The organism is Halomonas sp. AOP43-D1-4 (assembly GCF_052446175.1).
Classification (GTDB): Bacteria; Pseudomonadota; Gammaproteobacteria; order Pseudomonadales; family Halomonadaceae; genus Vreelandella; species Vreelandella citrativorans.
Window position 1 is genome coordinate 1 of sequence record NZ_JBQSVY010000005.1, and the last position, 17,448, is coordinate 17,448.

Here is a 17,448-nt window from a genome sequence, read left to right on the forward strand (position 1 = left end):
GCGGGAGAGTATCTCCCAGCGAGAACTCCGGAACGCCAGCCGATGGCTGGGTTCTGTGTGAAAGAAAATCATAGGACGCTCAATACTTAATAAGACTTCCCTGTCTAATATTCAAAAATTGTCGATATCGTCAGTCAGGGCGACGCGGTTTCACATAGCGTTTGCATGCGCTCAATCGCTTGATGGGCGCCTTCAAGCTGAAATGTCATGTACCAGGGGGGCTGTTCGCCTCGATCAAACCCCAGGAAAAGTTGCTCGCCTTGTTCCATCTGATGCATTAGCGTCTGCATATCAGCAAGATAAAAGTGTACGTAAAAGCCGTTATCGCCTCGTTCGGTGATGAATTCTGCCATGGTATCGACCGCGGGCTGCTCATCAATACGCAGCCGGGTCGGCACCAGGTTGACGGTTTTACTTTCGCCTTGCTGCTCCTCCAGCGTGACACGCACTTCAAGCCAAGGTAAATCACACACGTTTTGGGTGGCATTCAGGCTGAGTGTCGCGTCGGAATAACTATGGGTTTCAACGGCGCGAAAGTGGTGCTCATTACCCAGCGTTAACGCCATTGATTGCCACTGACCGTGCGACTGTATGTCCTCCATATTAAAGTTCGCCGCCTGTGTTAACGGTGCAATAAGTAGAAGGGTGGCGCTTGCCAAGGCTGTTGAATAGGGTGTCATGTCAGCACATCAAGGTTGGGTAAGAAAAGCCCAGCGTTTATGACGGGTTTGCCCGCAGCAAAGGCGCCGGGTGCTTTCTATAAACCACTACCGCCCGTGGCAGCACGTGGTAATGGTAGTGGTAATGGCCACTAGGCAGAAAGTTCGAATAATGGCCTAACGTCGCCATTAAGATAACAGTCATCAAACTCGCCGACTGCCGCCAGTGCTTGAAGGTCAGGAATCGTAACGTTGTGACGATCACGAAATACCAGACCTTCTTCGCTCAGCAAGCTAAAAGTGCGGCTAACATGTACAGGGCTCTCTTCCAGGGACGCTAACAGGGCTTTATCTGCCGTGCTTAATGAGCAGTAGTGGCTGAAGTGGTGAAGAATGCAGCTTTGATCTTCGCTCACAGCTTGATCTCCATGAGTGTTGCCTAACAAATATCAAGTTATTTGGCGAATGACGATAAGCAATTAATCGCGCACTGCACTGCCCGATGACCTTGATACAGGGGCGAATCGGCTAAATTATGGCATAAAATCACGTTCAGGGTGGGCGCATGCCCACCCTGAAACGCCCGATTACGAAGCGGCGCGGTTGCCGCGTTCAAGTAGCGGAGAGAGAAAGCGTCCGGTATGTGAAACGTGCTGCTTGACGATCTGTTCCGGCGTGCCTTCGGCGATGATTTGCCCGCCGCCGGAACCGCCTTCCGGGCCCAGGTCGACAATCCAGTCAGCCGTCTTGATCACATCCAGGTTGTGCTCGATGACCACGATGGTATTGCCGTGGTCGCGCAAACGATGCAATACGGTCAGTAGCTGACGAATATCTTCAAAATGAAGCCCGGTTGTAGGTTCATCCAGGATATACAGCGTCTTGCCGGTGTCACGTTTGGCAAGCTCACGAGCAAGCTTGACCCGCTGCGCCTCGCCACCTGACAGTGTGGTGGCGCTCTGGCCCAAGCGGATGTAGGAAAGCCCTACATCCAGTAACGTTTGCAGGCGGCGCGCGATCGCCGGTACCGGGCTAAAGAACTCAAGCGCATCCTCAACCGTCATCTCCAACACTTCGTGGATCGTTTTACCCTTATAGTGGATATCCAGCGTCTCGCGGTTATAGCGCTTGCCTTTACAAACGTCGCAGGGAACGTAGATATCCGGCAAAAAGTGCATCTCGACCTTGATCATGCCTTCGCCCTGGCACGCCTCGCAGCGGCCACCCTTAACGTTGAAGCTAAAGCGGCCTGGCTTGTAGCCACGCGAGCGAGCTTCCTGGGTACCGGCAAACAGCTCACGGATAGGTGTGAAAATGCCGGTATAGGTGGCGGGGTTGGAGCGTGGTGTGCGGCCAATTGGGCTTTGATCAATATCGATCACTTTATCAAGCTGATCGAGCCCTTCGATTTTCTCGTAAGGCGCCGCCGTCAAGGTTGTTGCGCGATTAAGCTCCCGCGCGGCAATCGGCATTAGCGTGCCGTTGATCAGTGTGGATTTACCCGACCCGGATACGCCGGTAATTGCAATGAACAGCCCCAGTGGCAGGCTGAGCGTTACATCCTGCAGGTTATTGCCAGTGGCACCGCGTAGCACCAGCTGTTTTTCGGGGTTGCCGGGAATGCGGTAGGGCGGCACGCTGATCTCGCGGGTGCCGGTTAAGTACTGGCCGGTCAGCGAGTTGGGGTTGTCCATAACGTCCTGAGGCGTGCCCTGGGCGACAATCTCGCCACCGTGCACACCGGCGCCTGGGCCAATGTCCAATACGTGGTCAGCGGCGCGAATGGCATCTTCGTCATGCTCTACCACAATCACGGTGTTGCCCAAGTCGCGCAGGCGCTCCAGGGTTTTCAATAGCCGGTCGTTGTCACGCTGGTGCAAGCCAATGGAGGGTTCATCAAGAATGTACATGACGCCCACCAACCCCGCGCCAATCTGGCTTGCCAGGCGAATCCGCTGGGCTTCGCCGCCGGAAAGGGTGTCGGCGCTACGCTCAAGATTCAGGTAATCAAGCCCTACGTTTACCAGAAACTCCAGGCGGGCCTGGATCTCGTGAACAATTTTGTCGGCAATTTCGCCTTTGCGGCCAGGCAGCCTAAGCGTTGCAAAGTAGCGCTGCGCCTCGCCAATCGGTGTGCGCACTACGTCGGCGATATTACGGTCATCCACAAACACATGACGTGACTCTTTGCGCAGGCGCGTACCGTGACACGTGGCGCAGGGCTGCAGGGCGATGTACTTGGCCAAGTCTTCGCGCACCATGTTGGACTCGGTTTCCCGATAACGGCGCTGCATATTGGGCAGCACACCCTCAAAGGCATGCTCGCGAGTGACCTTGCGCCCCCGGTCGCCTACATAGGCAAAGGGAATCTGTTCATCACCGCTGCCGCTAAGAATGATGTCACGTTCGTGACGCGCCAAATCTTTCCAGGGCGTTTCCAGCTCAAACTGATAGTGCTTGGCGAGCGCTTGTAACTGAGTGAAATAATAAATATTGCGCCGATCCCAGCCTTTAATGACGCCTTCTGCTAACGAGAGCTCAGGATGGCTAATCAGCTTTTCAGGGTCGAAATACTGCTGTATGCCCAAACCATCACAGGTCGGGCAGGCACCCGCAGGGTTGTTGAACGAGAACATGCGAGGTTCAAGTTCTGACAGCGAATAGCCGCAGACCGGGCAGGCAAAGCGTGATGAAAACGCCATGTCTTCCTGCTCGCCGTCCATAAAATGAATCATGGCGGTGCCATCGGCGAGATTGATGGCCGTCTCAAAAGATTCTGCCAGGCGCTGGGCGATATCGTCGCGCACTTTGAAACGATCAACCACAACGCTGATATCGTGCTTTTTACGTTTATCCAGCGGTGCGATATCGTCAAGCTCCAGCACTTGGCCGTCGATTAACGCACGCACAAACCCTTGAGCGCGAAGCTCGGCAAGCAGCTGTAAGTGTTCTCCCTTGCGGCCTTTAACCACAGGTGCCAACAGCATTAGCTTGGTGCCTTCGGCCAGATTCATTACCTGGTCGACCATCTGTGAAATGGTTTGGGCTTCAAGCTCTTCGCCGTGTTCTGGGCAGCGTGGGGTGCCCGCACGGGCAAACAGCAAGCGCAGATAGTCGTATATTTCGGTGATGGTGCCCACGGTTGAGCGCGGGTTGTGAGAGGTGGATTTCTGCTCAATGGAGATTGCAGGCGAAAGTCCCGCGATGTGGTCCACATCGGGCTTCTCCATCATCGACAGGAACTGGCGCGCATAGGTAGAGAGTGACTCTACGTAGCGTCGCTGCCCTTCGGCATACAGCGTATCGAACGCCAGCGACGATTTTCCCGAACCGGATAGGCCGGTAATCACAATCAGCTTGTCGCGGGGCAGTTCCACATCGATCTGCTTGAGGTTGTGGGTGCGTGCACCCCTGACCAGAATGCTGTCCATCAACACCTCGACTCGCGCGGCAAAAAAGTAATTATACGTTTGCCACCCCCTCTCGGCAAAAACGCTTTGTTATCCGTTAACGCAGGACGGCGTTTCCAGCGTGGTTGCAAACCGCTAGAATGGGGGGTTCTCCGAGAAAATTACCTTATCCACCATACACAAGGGCATTATGCGCAAGGTTTCCGCACTGCTAATGGCCTCTGAGCGTCGTGCAATCAGCGGCTTGGCTGGGCTTTATGCGTCTCGTATGTTGGGGCTTTTCATGGTGTTGCCGGTGCTGGCGCTGTATGCCGACGCGCTTGAAGGGGCGACACCCTTGCTGGTGGGCTTTGCATTAGGTGTTTATGGGCTTACCCAGGCCATACTGCAAATCCCCTTTGGTTGGCTGTCAGACCGCATTGGGCGTAAACGGGTTATCGCCTTTGGGCTGCTTGTTTTCGCCATAGGCAGTGTGGTGGCCGCGATGGCCGACTCCATCGGTGGGGTTATTATTGGGCGAGCCTTGCAGGGTGGTGGCGCGGTAGCGGCGGCCATCATGGCACTGCTTGCCGACCAAACGCGCGAACAGGTGCGTACGGCGGCAATGGCAATCATCGGGCTGTCAATTGGCGTCTCGTTTGGTATTGCCATGGTCGTGGGCCCTTGGCTTGCCTCATGGGCGGGGCTTTCCGGCGTGTTCTGGTTTACCGCGCTGCTAACGCTTTTAGGGCTAGTCGTTCTGTGGCGCTGGGTGCCGCCCGCTCCTCGGCGGCTGCGCCACCGTGATGTGGGGATGGATCGTCAGCAGGTTAAAAGTGTGATTATGCGCCCTGACCTGTGGCGTCTGGACCTGTCGATTTTTACACTACATCTGGTGCTGATGGCTATTTTTGTCGCGGTGCCCTTTCGGTTGCAGGAAGCCGGCATACCGCTGGCGCATCACGGTTTGGCGTACCTGGGTATTATGGGGCTTTCATTTGTTGCCATGGTGCCGCTCATGATAGTGGCCGAGAAAAAGCAGCAGATTAAAGTCGTATGCCTGTTGGCTATTGGCGCCATTACGGTAAGCCTGGGCGGGCTTGGGTCGTCGTTCTCTCATGGGAACTGGCTGTTTGTTGGGCTGTTTATTTTCTTTACCGGTTTTAATCTGCTGGAAGCGACGCTGCCATCAATGCTCAGTAAGCTTGCTCCCGCTGGCGCTAAAGGCACCGCCATGGGCGTGTACTCTACAAGCCAGTTTTTAGGGGCTTTTCTGGGCGGTACGCTGGGAGGACTATTGGCGAATGTGTGGGGCCTTGATGCCGTTTTTATCGGCTGTGCGGCACTGGCTCTGCTATGGTGGCTTGCGATGTGGAAAATGCCCTCACCACCGCCGCTCTCCAGCGAGGTGGTGGACTTAAATGATGCGCTGCCAGATACGCTGGATGTATTGATGGAGCGGCTGGCAGAAGTTGTGGGCGTCGAAGATGTCATGCTGGTGCCCGAAGAACATCTGGTCTATTTAAAAGTGAATCGTCAGCAGCTTGATAGGGCGGCACTGGCCAGGCTGATTCCCCCCAAATCTTAATGCGGCTGGCTGCCAGCCGCAGGCAATAATCAGTGGTATCGGCAGTGTAGGCATGATCGCGTCGATGTTTATCTATACGTAACACAATGGAAGGAGCGCCTTATGGCTCGCGGTATCAACAAAGTGATTCTGATCGGTAACCTCGGGCAAGATCCTGAGGTGCGCTTTACGCCCAGCGGTACGGCAGTGGCCAACTTGAATCTGGCCACCTCTGATACGTGGATGGACCGCCAAAGCGGCCAGCGCCAGGAGCGTACTGAGTGGCACCGGATCGTGCTGTTTAATAAGACGGCTGAAATTGCCCAGCAGTATTTGAAAAAAGGCTCCAAGGTCTATATCGAAGGGCGCTTGCAAACCCGTAAATGGCAGGATCAAAACGGCCAGGATCGTTACAGCACTGAAATCGTTGCCAACGATATGCAGATGCTGGATGGCCGTTCCGGTGACTTCCAGGGTGGCGGTGCACCGCAGAATAATTACCCTGGCAACCAGGGCGGTATGGCTCAAGGCGCAGCGCCTCAAGGGGGATATCCCCAGCAAGGTGGTGCTCCACAGGGCAATAACTTTGGCGGCCAAGGGTATGGCAATAACAACCCGGGCAACCTGGGGCAGGGCAATCCTCAGCAGGGTGGTCAGCAGGCTCCTCGCCCCCAACCTGCGCCCCAGCAGGCCCAGCCCGCTCGCCAGGGAAATGCTGCCCCTCAGCAAGGCCAACAGAACAGCAACTATGGCGCGCCTGATCCGGGCAGCTTTGACGATTTCGACGACGAAATCCCGTTCTAAAGCGGCTGATCAAGCCATTACGCTATGTTCGTTGATAGAAGGGGTCTGTCTTGAAACTGCTAATACTGAATTCCGGGCACTGCTTAAGTTTGGCACTGGCCCGGGAAGTAAACCGTCGTGCGGATATGGAGCTGGTGATTGAGCAGGACACCACCATAACGGCGGCGCAGTTACACGAGATTGCCCCGGATGCGGTGGTTGTTCCAGCGTTGGCACAGCCGCTGAACATGACACCCGCCGAGGTAGGCGCACATGCCGACGCGGTTGACCGCTGCCTGGAGGCATGTCTTGCGCAGTCGGTGCCGCTGGTGTGGTGTGTTTCAGACCAGCTCTATGAGGATGGTTTTGATGAGCCTATCGACGAGCACGTAGTACCGACTCCGCGTGATGAGTGCTTGCGGCGCCTGGTTGCCACGGGGGACCGTATTCGGGCAGAGCACCATCACCATCTGATCATTCGTCTGGGGCCCTTGTTTGCGCTTGAAGGTAGCCACGCCTGGTTGAATGAAATGCTGGATAGCCTGGTGACAGGGCAAAGTGTGCGGGCCGCAGAGGATGTCGTGTGTTGCCCAACGTCAGCCGATGCGGTCGCTATGGCACTGGTAGGCATGCTTCAGCAGCAGGCGTGTGGCGCCAACGCGTGGGGAGCCTACCATTTGGCAGGCACTGAACCTGTCAGTGTGTTTACGTTTAGCTCCATGGTGCGTACTCAGTTGGCAACGCATCTGGAAGGCCGTGGTGAGCAAATTGAGCTTGGCGAAGTCACGGCCCTTAATCATCATCACGATGCAAAACTGCGGCGTGTTTTAAATTGTCGCCGGGTACTGGATGTCTTTGGCGTGCATCAAAAGCCGTGGCGGCTAGAGGTGGGGCGTATGCTGGATGCCTGGTGTTTAACGCGTGATGGCCAGCAAGACGCTAGTACAGGAGAGTCCGTTTGACCAATGTGGTTCGTAGCCTGGTGTTTTATGCCGGGTACTTTCTTGCCATGCTGATTATTGGCGTGCTGTTTCTACCCATCGCCCCTTTTTTACCGTTGGCAGGCCGTTACCGGCTGTTGAACCTGTATAACCACTTTTTAGTGGCCTGGTTTCAACTAGCCTGTGGGGTTCGCTACGATATTCAGGGGCGCGAGCGTATTCCGGATGGGCCTTGTGTGATTCAGGCGAACCATCAGTGCGAGTGGGAAACGGTTTTTCTTCAAGTCATGAAACCGCCGGTATGCACGGTGCTTAAGCAGGAGCTTCTGCATATCCCGATTTTTGGCTGGGGATTGCGCCTGCTAAAACCGATTAGCCTGGACCGCTCCAAGCCCGCGCGTGCCTTGAAACAGGTGCTGACGCAAGGTGTGGAGCGGCTAGGAACGGGTCTTTCAGTGCTGATTTTCCCGGAAGGAACGCGAGTCGACCCCGGTGTGCGTAAGCGCTATAACAAGAGCGGCAGCGTGGTGGCTTGCCGCGCGGGTGTGCCGGTGCTACCGATTGCACATAACGCAGGCGAACGTTGGCCTGGGCGCCACTGGGTGAAGCAGCCTGGGGTGCTGCGGGTACGCATTGGTCCGCCAATTGAGACCGAAGGGCGCACACCTGATGAGGTGCTGGCCGACGTTGAAGCCTGGATAGAGGCGCAGTTGCAGGAGATTTCAGAGGTGCCGCGCCCATCGACTAGCCAAAGACCTTGAGGGCGGGTAGCTCGGCATGAATAGCGACAAACGCTAACAGCAAAAACGGCGCCTTGATAAGGCGCCGTTTTATTACTGCAACAACTCGTCAGCCATTAAGGCATTGCTCAGCCGTTATAGCGCTGGAAGACCAGGCAGGCATTAGTGCCGCCAAAACCAAAACTATTCGACAGGATGCGTTCAAGCGCCACATCGTCACGCCGTGTTGTCACAATATCAAAGCCGTCTGCCTGCTCGTCGAGGTGTTCAACATTGGCAGAGGCGGCAACAAAGTTGTGTTGCATCATCAGCAGTGAGTAGATGGCTTCCTGAACACCGGTAGCGCCCAGAGAGTGGCCCGTCAGCGACTTGGTTGAGCTCATCGCAGGCGTGGAGTTGCCAAACACGGCACGTACCGCTTTTAGCTCAGCTACATCGCCAACAGGCGTTGAGGTGCCGTGAGTATTGATGTAGTCAATATCGCCTTCCACGGTCGCCATTGCCTGATGCATGCAGCGCACCGCGCCTTCGCCGGAAGGAGCGACCATGTCATGGCCGTCAGAGGTGGCGCCATAGCCTACCAGCTCGCCATATATTTTAGCGCCGCGGGCCTTGGCATGCTCCAGCTCTTCTAATACCAGCATGCCGCCGCCGCCAGCGATAACAAAGCCATCGCGCGCTTGGTCGTAGGGGCGCGAGGCTTTTTCAGGCGTATCGTTGTAATGGGTAGAGAGCGCTCCCATGGCATCAAACAGGCACGAGAGGGTCCAGTGCTCCTCTTCACCGCCGCCGGCAAAAACCACGTCCTGCTTGCCGAGCTGAATCTGCTCCATCGCGCTGCCGATACAGTGTGCCGAGGTGGCACAGGCAGATGAGATTGAGTAGTTTACGCCTTTGATTTTAAACGGAGTTGCTAAACAGGCTGAGACCGTGCTGCCCATTGTGCGGGTAACGCGGTAAGGGCCAACGCGGCGCAAGCCTTTCTCACGCATGGCGTCAGCCGCTTCGACCTGATTAGCACTAGAAGCGCCGCCGGAGCCTGCAATAAGGCCGGTACGTTCGTTGGAAACCTGTTCTTCGGAAAGCCCTGAGTCTTCAATGGCCTGAGCCATGGATACATAGGCATACGCTGCAGCATCGCCCATAAAGCGGCGCAGTTTACGGTCGATAAGGGTATCCAGATCGATATCGACACTGCCCGCGACATGGCTACGAAAGCCACGTTCAGCGTACTCTTCCTTAAAACGAATACCGCTGCGCCCGTTTTGGAGAGCGTCCAAGACCTGTTGCTGGTCGTTGCCTAAGCACGACACAATGCCAAGGCCGGTGACTACCACTCGTCGCATGGGAGCCTCCTGTTAGAAATTCGCAGTAGAGGTGAATAGGCCAACGCGTAAATCATTAGCCTGGTATATATCGCGTCCGTCGACGGAAACGGTGCCGTCAGCAATGCCCAAAATAAGTCGACGGGTAATAATACGCTTTATATTAATGCGGTAAGTTACTTTTTTCGCATCTGGCATGATCTGGCCACTGAATTTTACCTCGCCACAGCCAAGTGCGCGTCCGCGCCCCGGGTGACCCAGCCAACCCAGGTAGAAACCCACTAACTGCCACATGGCATCGAGACCCAGGCAGCCGGGCATCACCGGATCACCTGGAAAGTGGCAGTCAAAAAACCACAGGTCAGGAGAGATATCCAGCTCGGCGATCAGCTCGCCTTTGCCGTGCTCACCGCCTTCTTCATGAATGTGTGCGATACGGTCGAGCATTAACATGTTGGGAGCCGGAAGCTGCGCGTTACCGGGTCCAAATAGCTCGCCGCGTGAGCAGGCCAGCAGTTCTTCGCGATCAAAGGAATGTTGCTTGGTCACTGAATCGTTCCGAGTTTCAAAATGATTGTTGGCCGCGTGCGGCACCTATAGCTGAGGTGTAGCACCGGAGCATAGCACGGAAATGCAGTGTCGAGACACGGCCCGCAAGGTCTAGCTAGTCTACTTCCCGAAACAGACGAATGCACGTAAGTCACTACCTATCGCGTACATCGAACGTTTTTTTATTAAGTAATAGAGGTTTTAAGGTAAGCTTTTACGCCCCGTCGGCATCAGTAAGTTGGCCTGGATAAACGGCTTATTAACGTTATATGCGTTATTCAAGCCTTTGCTCCAGGACAGGTATGCTGCTAGAAAATTATGTTTATTTAATTAGTGTTAGTTTTTAGTGACAGGATATAGCGAACCGCCATGTGGCTACCAATTTCTCTTAATCGACCGTTGGTTTGGGCTGCCGGTCGATAACATCAAGCTGGATCGTGCGTTTATCCGAGAGCTGCCCAATAGCAAAGCGGACGTCGCTATCGTCAAGGCGGTGCTCGCGATGGCCGAAGGTATGGGGCTTGACGTCGTCGCCGAAGGGGTCGAAACCCTGGAACAGCGCTGGGAACCGCCACTCCTTGCAGCGGCCGCGGTCTAGCCGTCTGGCGATTTGGAAAGGGCTTTAAAGGCATCTAACGCCCGCTGACGAGCTGCCTTATGCTCAACGATGGGCTCAGGGTAATCCAATTGGGTAAGCATATCGTGCGGCGGCGCATGACGTGCCTTGGCCGGCAATGTGCCAAGCTCAGGGAGCCAGCGAGCAATAAACTCCCCGTCTGGGTCAAAGCGTTTGGATTGGGTGGTAGGGTTAAAGATTCGAAAATAAGGTGCTGAGTCGGTGCCTGTTGACGCCGCCCATTGCCAGCCACCGTTATTAGCGCAAAACTCACCGTCTACCAGGTGGCGCATAAAAAACGCCTCGCCGCGTCGCCAATCGATCAGCAAATGCTTGCTCAAAAACATCGCTGTCACCATGCGTAGTCGGTTATGCATCCACCCCGTGGCGACCAACTGGCGCATCGCGGCATCCACCAGCGGGTAGCCTGTGCGCCCTTCGCTCCAGGCGTTAAAACCTGTGTCATCATCGCGCCAGGCAAGCTGTTGGGTATGCTTCTGGAACGGATGATGGCGGCATACCTCAGGAAAGCCTACCGCAACGTGCTGATAAAACTCGCGCCAGATAAGCTCGTTGACCCATGTGGTAAGCTCGGCATCGCCATCGGCCAAGTGTCCGCTGTTCTCGCTCATCACCGCTTGCATGCACTGGCGGTGCGATATCATCCCCAGTGCGAGGTAGGGTGAAAGCTCGCTGGTGCCGCATACACTTGGAATGTCGCGTTGCTGGCGGTAGTGGCGGCCACGAAAACGTAAAAACCGTGCCAGGTAATCGCCTGCTATTTCCGCTCCAGCAGGCCATTGTTGATGATCGATCGGTGTGTCATCGAGCCTGGGGAGACCTGGTAATGTATCGCTTTTAATCGGTAAACGCTGTTGAGGTTCTGGCGTATCGCGTAAAGCCAGCTGTTCAGCACTGATCTGCTTATGCCACGCCTTGGAAAAAGGCGTAAAAACACCGTAATAGTCGCCTTTGCCGGTTAGCAGCGTGCCGGGCGCGAACGCCACGCTGTCATGATATCCATGAGCGGTAATACCGGCTTCTTTAAAGGCGCCCAATACCGCGTTATCGCGCTGCTGTTCGTTTAACGGGTATTGGTAGTTAAAGTGCAGCTGTTTAACCGAATGCTCGCGGGCAATGTCGAGGAGCGCCTTGGGCGCCTCTCGATAGTGCCCGATGTCGCGGTGCAAGAGAGGAATGTTAAGCCCGTTAAGGGCATCTTTAACGGCCGCTACACCGCGCGCCCAAAAGTCGATCTTGTTAACACCATGATCGTGGGATTGCCACTGGGCCACGCTGCGAAGAAAGACGGCAATCACCGGGCCTTTAGTCGCTGCAGCAGCCAAGGCTGTGTTGTCATGAATGCGCAGATCGCTACGTAGCCAAACTAATTGAACGTCCATGTTGCCTCCGGCGCGGTGAAAAACTATTTCAAAAACCATCTCCGTGCGGCCATTCATCTAACGACATTTAAAGTCCATCGCTGGCACGAGGGGTTAAATGGTCTATAAAACGCCAGACTCACGTAGCAGTGGGCGCAGGCGTGCAATGGCTTGGGGGAGCTCATCACCTAGCGTATGCACGGGGCTATCACGCAGCTCGCTATCACGCAGCCGGGCGACTTCACCGCAGATACCCAGTGGAACGCTAAGCGCCTCGGCTGCATTGGGTAGTACCGTATGAATATAGCTATCGCTTTCTCGCTGGCCGCTCGTTAGCAGCACCATTGAGGCATGTAGCCGAGTCACCGCTTGGGGCAATGCTTCAAGAGGCAGCGTGTGATCAAACATCTGTATACGGTAACCCTGCTCGCTGGCCATTAAGGCGACGATCAATACCCATAGAGGACCTTGATCGTCGGGCATGGCAGCCAGCAGCAGTAAAGGCCCACGCGTGGCCTGGTTCGCGTAATGAAGGCGTGTGCCCACTTGACTACGTAAAAAGGCTTCAAGTGTTCGTCGTGCCAAAATGTCTGGCTGAATCGTCCACTTGGCTTCCAGTGCCAGGATGACCGGCTGCCAGAGCTCGCTTACTGCTGTGCTTAGCGGGTACAGGGCCAGGCTCTGATAATAAAGCGTCTCAAGCCTGGGTAAGTCGAGCGCTTCTATTGCCACCTGCAGTTGCTGACGCTGGCTAATCCAATCGCCGGCGTTGGGCGCGGGGGCTTCTACCGTTTCTGGCTGGTCAAGCAGGTCAACGACTTGGCTAACGGGAACACCACGGTTGAGCCACTGCAAAATACGTTCAATGCGGGTGATATCATCCTGGGCGTATAAGCGATGCCCTTTAGGTGTACGTTTAGGGCGAATCAAACCGTAGCGACGCTCCCAGGCGCGCAGGGTGACCGAATTCACACCCGTTAAACGGGAGACTTCCCGGATCGGATAGAGCGGGGTGTCGGGTGGGTGGGTCGCCTTGATGCTCATGGGCGCCTGTGCCTCTTGGTTGTCTGAAGCCGCAGGATACAAAAGGCTATTTGCGTTCTCTGGGGCAGAAATGATTCACAATCCATGTTGTGTCGTTTGAATAAACATAAGAAATAACGCGCTATCGTAGCTCTCTTTGTACAACTTGTCGCTATCAGGTACAACCTTTGTCTGTACAGGAGGTCTTGGTGAAACGTCACGTCGGGACTAAGTGCATGATGTTACTGGACTGGCTGACTTGTTATGCTTCTATAGCCAAGGGTTATATTGCTATCAACTTCTACATAGATACTACCAAAGCTATCCTTGGGAATGTTTAGGTGCGGTTAGTGTATAGGTAGTGTACTTAACGCTACATTAGTGAGTAGTAAGCCAACCTGAGTGTTTGCCGTGCTGGGAATGGCCTGCTATGCCTGGGGAAGAAGCAAGCGCGTGGCTAGCGCGTATTTGCGCGGCGTCACAACAGGAGCAACACCATGCGTATATTAGTCACCGGAGGCAGCGGTTTTGTCGGAAAACGCCTTTGCGAAAAGCTGCAAGGCCAAGGACATGCCGTACAAGTGGTATCAAGAGACCCGCAGAAAGCGCGTAAGCGGTTGCCTCGCGAGTGCGATATTCGCGCCAGCGTGCTTGATTTTTTAGCGGCACCGCCCGAGGCAATCGTTAACTTGGCCGGTGAGCCGATTGCTGCTAAACGGTGGAGTGACGCGCAAAAAGAGACGCTTATTCAGTCACGCACCCATATGACTCACCAGCTCGTTACGCTATGTGAAGAGCTCCAGGCCAGTGGGCAGCCCGTGCCCAAGGTGATGGTAAGTGGCTCGGCCATGGGGTACTACGGTGATCAGGGTCAGCGCGTTGTTACCGAAGACACCGCCGCGCACGATGAATTTGCCCACCGGCTATGCGTTAAGTGGGAGGCGGCTGCAAAGCCTGTTGAAGCGCTCGGCGTACGTTTGGCGCTTCTACGAACGGGGCTGGTGCTGGATGCAGGAGGTGGAGCACTTCAGAAAATGCTGCCGCCGTTTAAGCTGGGGCTAGGCGGACGTTTTGGCAGCGGTGAGCAGTATATGCCCTGGATTCATCGCGAGGATCTGGTGGACGCGATTGTGTTCCTGCTGGAAAAAGAGGACCTTAATGGCGCCTTTAACGGCAGTGCACCGCATCCCGCCACTAATGCCGAATTTTCCAAAACGCTAGCCAAACGGCTTAACCGCCCGGCCATACTCCCCGTGCCTGCCTTTGTGTTAAAAGCAGGCTTGGGGGAAATGTCTCGGCTGCTGCTAACCGGGGCTGACATGCGCCCGGCGCGCCTTATCGAGGCGGGGTTTGAGTTTCAGTACCCGACACTCGATAAGGCGCTGGCAGAGATATTAAGGCGAGCTTGAGCGCTTAGCCGTTGGGGTCAACGGTAATCACGACCCGAACGGAGTCCAGCCGCAGGCGAGTATTTTCTATCGCCTCGCTCAGCGCCTGGCGCTCCTGCTTCAGGGCATCCAGCTCTTCAGCGCGTACCGAGGGGTTATGCTCGGCTAGTGCTGTTAGGCGGGCAAGCTCAGCATCCAGTTGGGCGCGCATGCGCGTTTCAGCGGCCTCTACAATACTGGGCAGCTCACGTTCTGCCTCGCCTTCACCCTGAATAAGCAGCTCACGTAACTGATCGTGGCGGCTTTTAATTAAATCCCGCGCTAGCGATTTATTGACCTTTTGCAGGTTTTTGCCAAGCCCTGTGAACGAGATTTTGCTGGTCAGGTTGGCACCTGATTCATCCAGCAGAACGCGTACGGCGGTGGGCGGCAAGAAGCGGTTAAGGTGCAGTGACGTCGGCGCCGGGCAGTGGGTGCGGAAGACAAGCTCCGCCATTAGCCGCCCACTGGGGATGGCCGTGTGACGCAGCAGCGCCAGGGCCGTGTTGCCCATGGTGCCGTCCAGAATGCGCTCCATCATTTCGCGCAGCAGCGGATGCTCCCACGAAAGGCGTTGAACATCATCCCGCGCAAGCGCTTGGGAACGGCTATAGGTCGCAGTAAAGCCCTCTTCGCCTTTCACCAGGCCGGGCAATCCGTCCAGCATATGCTGGCTGGGCTGCAAGTGAAGAAGTCCTTTGCCGATCTCCTGGCTGTCCACGCCAAATACGTCCAGCGCGCGCTCTACATAACGTGGGAGTGCGGTATCTTCATCCAACTCACGTACAGCGCTAATCACTTCTTGGGCGCGTGCTGGCCGACAGGCGTTAAGTTCCAGCAGGCGGTTGCGCCCGGCATCGCGTTCGGCCAGCTTGGCGGTAAACATTTCCCGTGTTTCAACGATGATTTCGTCCAGCGTTTCATCGTCGAGAAGCGCATCGGCAAGTGCATCGCCAAAGGCCTCGTACAGGTCGCTACCGATGCCGTGGGGCGCGCTGAACGCGTCCATGCCTTCGTTATACCAGCGCAGCAGGCGCTCGCCGGGGCTGCCGATAAAGCTGGGCACGTGTAGCTCAATGGCGTGCTTCTGGCCGATACGGTCCAGACGGCCAATGCGCTGCTCCAGTTGGTCAGGATGCTGGGGCATATCGAACATGACCAGGTGGCGGCAGAACTGGAAGTTGCGCCCCTCTGAGCCAATTTCCGAGCAAACGAGGACTTGTACGCCTTCTTCTTCATCGGCAAACGCGGCGGCGGCGCGGTCACGCTCAACCAGCGAAAGCCCTTCATGGAAGACCGGCGCCTGATAGCCGCCCAGCACGCGCAGCCCTTCGGCCAGCCCCTCGGCGGTTTCACGATGGTGGGCAATGACCAGTACTTTGTCGTTGGCAAAGCCTGTTTCGCTATCGTCGCTGAGCTTATCCAGCAGCCAGTTAACCCGTGGGTCGATATGCCACCAGGCTTCACCGTTGAGCGGGTCGTTGCTGAGCTCACGGTACATGGCATCCGGATAGATCAAGACATCCGGATGATCCATGCCGGTTTCGATCAGCAGCTCGTCCAGGTAGTCGTCATCACGCTCCAGGCGGCGCAGCACGCGGCGATACGCGGAGGGTAGCTCAAGCGAGGAGAGGTGCAGGCGACGCTCGGGAAAGCCGCCAACATGACGGCGGCTATTGCGGAACATCACCCGCCCCGTGCCATGGCGGTCAAGCAAGGCGTCACGCAGTTGATGGCGGGCCGCATCGTGCTGCTCTGTTCTGGCTTCCGCGTTACACAGCGTTGCCAGCAGCGCCTGGCTGTCGCGGTCGTCGGCGACGGCATCTATTCGGGCACGGGCATCCGGCGTGGCAGGCAGTTCATCTAAAGCGTCAATGGCGCTGGCGACAGCGGTGTAGTGGCGCTCTTCGTCTTTGAAGCGCTCCAGGTCGTGATAGCGTTCGGCGTCCAGCAGACGTAGGCGGGCAAAGTGGCTTTCAATACCCATTTGCTCAGGTGTGGCCGTTAACAGCAGCAGGCCAGGAATTTCAGCAGCGAGCTGCTCAACACATTGATAACCTGGGCCGCTACCCTCGGCGCTCCAGTCTAGGTGGTGAGCTTCATCGACAATCAGCAGGTCAAAACGGCTGGCCAGCGCCTGGTCCTGGCGATGAATGTTGGCAAACAGCCAGCCCTGGCTTGCCAGCACTAGCTGGGCGCTCTCAAACGGGTTGGCGCTGCCATGGGCCTGGCTTTGATGCTCATCAAGCAGGCTGACATTCAGCGAGAAGCGGCGCAGAAGCTCCACCAGCCACTGGTGGGTCAGGCTGTCGGGCACCAATATAAGCGCCCGCTCAATACGGCCGGTCAGCAGCAGGCGGTGCAGAATCAGCCCGGCTTCAATGGTTTTCCCCAGGCCTACTTCATCCGCCAGAAGCACGCGCGGTGCATGACGGCGAGCAACTTCGTCGGCGATATACAGCTGGTGCGGAATCAAATCGATGCGCGGCCCGGCAAAGCCCAGGGCGTTGTGCTGCTCAATGCGCTGGTGATGGTGCAGCGTCCGAAAGCGCAGATCAAACCAGTCGTTGCGGTCTACCTGGCCTGTCAGCAGGCGATCACGTGCCTGATCAAACTGCATGGTGTCAGCCAGCTTGGCTTCGGGAAGTTCGCGCGGCGTGCCTTCGCTGTCCTCACCGATATAGGTAATCAGGCCGTGAGACTCTTTGCTGTCATCAACGATCATCTGCCAGCCATCGGCCGACAGTACCCGATCGCCGCTGCCGAACATCACGCGGGTCAACGGCGCCTGGCGCGTGTTATAGGTTCGGGTTTCCTGGCTGGCACTGAACAAGATGGTAACGCTACGGAAGTCGCAGTTAAGCACGGTGCCAAGCCCAAGCTCGGCTTCGCCGTCGCTAATCCAGCGCTGGCCGGGTGAAAAATCGCTCATGATGCCTCGGGGAAGTCTACAAAAACGGGTCATACGCTGCCGAGGGCACGCCATCAGCAGCGGTAGGGCGGGGGATTCTAACGCAAAGGCGCCGGGGGATTAAGGTGTATCGGCG

At 56.2% G+C, this 17,448-nt stretch carries 14 protein-coding genes; 6 read left to right on the forward strand and 8 right to left on the reverse strand.

The features are described 5' to 3' along the window. Positions 1-134 precede the first annotated feature (134 nt). From ACT3RQ_RS06435 to uvrA, 3 genes are all read right to left on the reverse strand, one after another. Positions 135-680 carry a hypothetical protein gene (locus ACT3RQ_RS06435; RefSeq protein ID WP_444639363.1) on the reverse strand — a complete coding sequence of 182 codons (546 nt, stop codon included), beginning with the start codon at positions 678-680 and terminating at the stop codon, positions 135-137. A gap of 131 nt (positions 681-811) precedes the next feature. Continuing rightward, positions 812-1,075, reverse strand: coding sequence for a helix-turn-helix domain-containing protein (locus ACT3RQ_RS06440; protein WP_444639364.1), 264 nt, complete (start codon positions 1,073-1,075; stop codon positions 812-814). Between the two features lie 171 nt (positions 1,076-1,246). Continuing rightward, the gene (uvrA, locus tag ACT3RQ_RS06445) at positions 1,247-4,090 is read right to left on the reverse strand and encodes an excinuclease ABC subunit UvrA (RefSeq protein WP_444639365.1); all 2,844 of its coding nucleotides are present in this window, start codon (positions 4,088-4,090) and stop codon (positions 1,247-1,249) included. 169 nt (positions 4,091-4,259) lie between these two features. Between uvrA and ACT3RQ_RS06450 the strand changes: the two genes are divergently transcribed. The 4 genes from ACT3RQ_RS06450 (at position 4,260) to ACT3RQ_RS06465 (ending at position 8,100) form a co-directional block, all read left to right on the forward strand. Then, on the forward strand, positions 4,260-5,636 hold the full coding sequence (locus tag ACT3RQ_RS06450; protein ID WP_444639366.1) for an MFS transporter: 1,377 nt from the start codon (positions 4,260-4,262) through the stop codon (positions 5,634-5,636). Positions 5,637-5,738: 102 nt separating this feature from the next. After that, positions 5,739-6,419, forward strand: a complete 681-nt coding sequence (locus ACT3RQ_RS06455; RefSeq protein ID WP_444639367.1) for a single-stranded DNA-binding protein — start codon at positions 5,739-5,741, stop codon at positions 6,417-6,419. Between the two features lie 50 nt (positions 6,420-6,469). Then, on the forward strand, positions 6,470-7,360 hold the full coding sequence (locus tag ACT3RQ_RS06460; protein WP_444639368.1) for a sugar nucleotide-binding protein: 891 nt from the start codon (positions 6,470-6,472) through the stop codon (positions 7,358-7,360). Next, positions 7,357-8,100 carry a lysophospholipid acyltransferase family protein gene (locus ACT3RQ_RS06465; protein WP_172117742.1) on the forward strand — a complete coding sequence of 248 codons (744 nt, stop codon included), beginning with the start codon at positions 7,357-7,359 and terminating at the stop codon, positions 8,098-8,100. Before ACT3RQ_RS06460 ends, ACT3RQ_RS06465 begins: the two co-directional genes overlap by 4 nt. A gap of 107 nt (positions 8,101-8,207) precedes the next feature. Here ACT3RQ_RS06465 and fabB read toward each other — a convergent pair whose 3' ends face one another. Both fabB and fabA read right to left on the reverse strand, forming a co-directional pair. Next, entirely contained in the window at positions 8,208-9,425 is a 1,218-nt protein-coding gene (gene fabB / locus ACT3RQ_RS06470) for a beta-ketoacyl-ACP synthase I (RefSeq protein ID WP_444631146.1), read from the reverse strand. Between the two features lie 12 nt (positions 9,426-9,437). Further along, complete coding sequence (gene fabA / locus ACT3RQ_RS06475) at positions 9,438-9,953, reverse strand: 3-hydroxyacyl-[acyl-carrier-protein] dehydratase FabA (protein WP_018917764.1); 516 nt, start codon at positions 9,951-9,953, stop codon at positions 9,438-9,440. A 346-nt stretch (positions 9,954-10,299) separates the two neighbouring features. Here fabA and ACT3RQ_RS06480 point away from each other — a divergent pair, with 346 nt between their 5' ends. Continuing rightward, positions 10,300-10,551, forward strand: coding sequence for an EAL domain-containing protein (locus tag ACT3RQ_RS06480; RefSeq protein WP_444639370.1), 252 nt, complete (start codon positions 10,300-10,302; stop codon positions 10,549-10,551). On the opposite strand, the gene phrB is transcribed toward ACT3RQ_RS06480, so the two are convergent. Together phrB and ACT3RQ_RS06490 are read right to left on the reverse strand one after the other, a co-directional pair. Next, positions 10,548-11,972, reverse strand: a complete 1,425-nt coding sequence (gene phrB / locus ACT3RQ_RS06485; protein ID WP_444639371.1) for a deoxyribodipyrimidine photo-lyase — start codon at positions 11,970-11,972, stop codon at positions 10,548-10,550. The genes ACT3RQ_RS06480 and phrB overlap by 4 nt on opposite strands. A gap of 102 nt (positions 11,973-12,074) precedes the next feature. Further along, complete coding sequence (locus ACT3RQ_RS06490; RefSeq protein WP_444621337.1) at positions 12,075-12,995, reverse strand: MerR family transcriptional regulator; 921 nt, start codon at positions 12,993-12,995, stop codon at positions 12,075-12,077. A 476-nt stretch (positions 12,996-13,471) separates the two neighbouring features. Between ACT3RQ_RS06490 and ACT3RQ_RS06495 the strand changes: the two genes are divergently transcribed. Then, on the forward strand, positions 13,472-14,383 hold the full coding sequence (locus tag ACT3RQ_RS06495) for a TIGR01777 family oxidoreductase (protein WP_444621338.1): 912 nt from the start codon (positions 13,472-13,474) through the stop codon (positions 14,381-14,383). 4 nt (positions 14,384-14,387) lie between these two features. Here ACT3RQ_RS06495 and rapA read toward each other — a convergent pair whose 3' ends face one another. Continuing rightward, complete coding sequence (gene rapA, locus ACT3RQ_RS06500) at positions 14,388-17,333, reverse strand: RNA polymerase-associated protein RapA (RefSeq protein WP_444680160.1); 2,946 nt, start codon at positions 17,331-17,333, stop codon at positions 14,388-14,390. Positions 17,334-17,448 lie beyond the last annotated feature (115 nt).

Excerpts from the sequence above, each read along its gene's own strand:
- ACT3RQ_RS06455 (WP_444639367.1), top strand. The coding sequence starts at position 5,739 with ATGGCTCGCGGTATCAACAAAGTGATTCTGATCGGTAACCTCGGGCAA.
- ACT3RQ_RS06450 (WP_444639366.1), top strand. The coding sequence starts at position 4,260 with ATGCGCAAGGTTTCCGCACTGCTAATGGCCTCTGAGCGTCGTGCAATC.
- rapA (WP_444680160.1), bottom strand. The coding sequence starts at position 17,333 with ATGAGCGATTTTTCACCCGGCCAGCGCTGGATTAGCGACGGCGAAGCC.
- ACT3RQ_RS06435 (WP_444639363.1), bottom strand. The coding sequence starts at position 680 with ATGACACCCTATTCAACAGCCTTGGCAAGCGCCACCCTTCTACTTATT.
- uvrA (WP_444639365.1), bottom strand. The coding sequence starts at position 4,090 with ATGGACAGCATTCTGGTCAGGGGTGCACGCACCCACAACCTCAAGCAG.
- ACT3RQ_RS06490 (WP_444621337.1), bottom strand. The coding sequence starts at position 12,995 with ATGAGCATCAAGGCGACCCACCCACCCGACACCCCGCTCTATCCGATC.
- phrB (WP_444639371.1), bottom strand. The coding sequence starts at position 11,972 with ATGGACGTTCAATTAGTTTGGCTACGTAGCGATCTGCGCATTCATGAC.
- ACT3RQ_RS06495 (WP_444621338.1), top strand. The coding sequence starts at position 13,472 with ATGCGTATATTAGTCACCGGAGGCAGCGGTTTTGTCGGAAAACGCCTT.
- fabB (WP_444631146.1), bottom strand. The coding sequence starts at position 9,425 with ATGCGACGAGTGGTAGTCACCGGCCTTGGCATTGTGTCGTGCTTAGGC.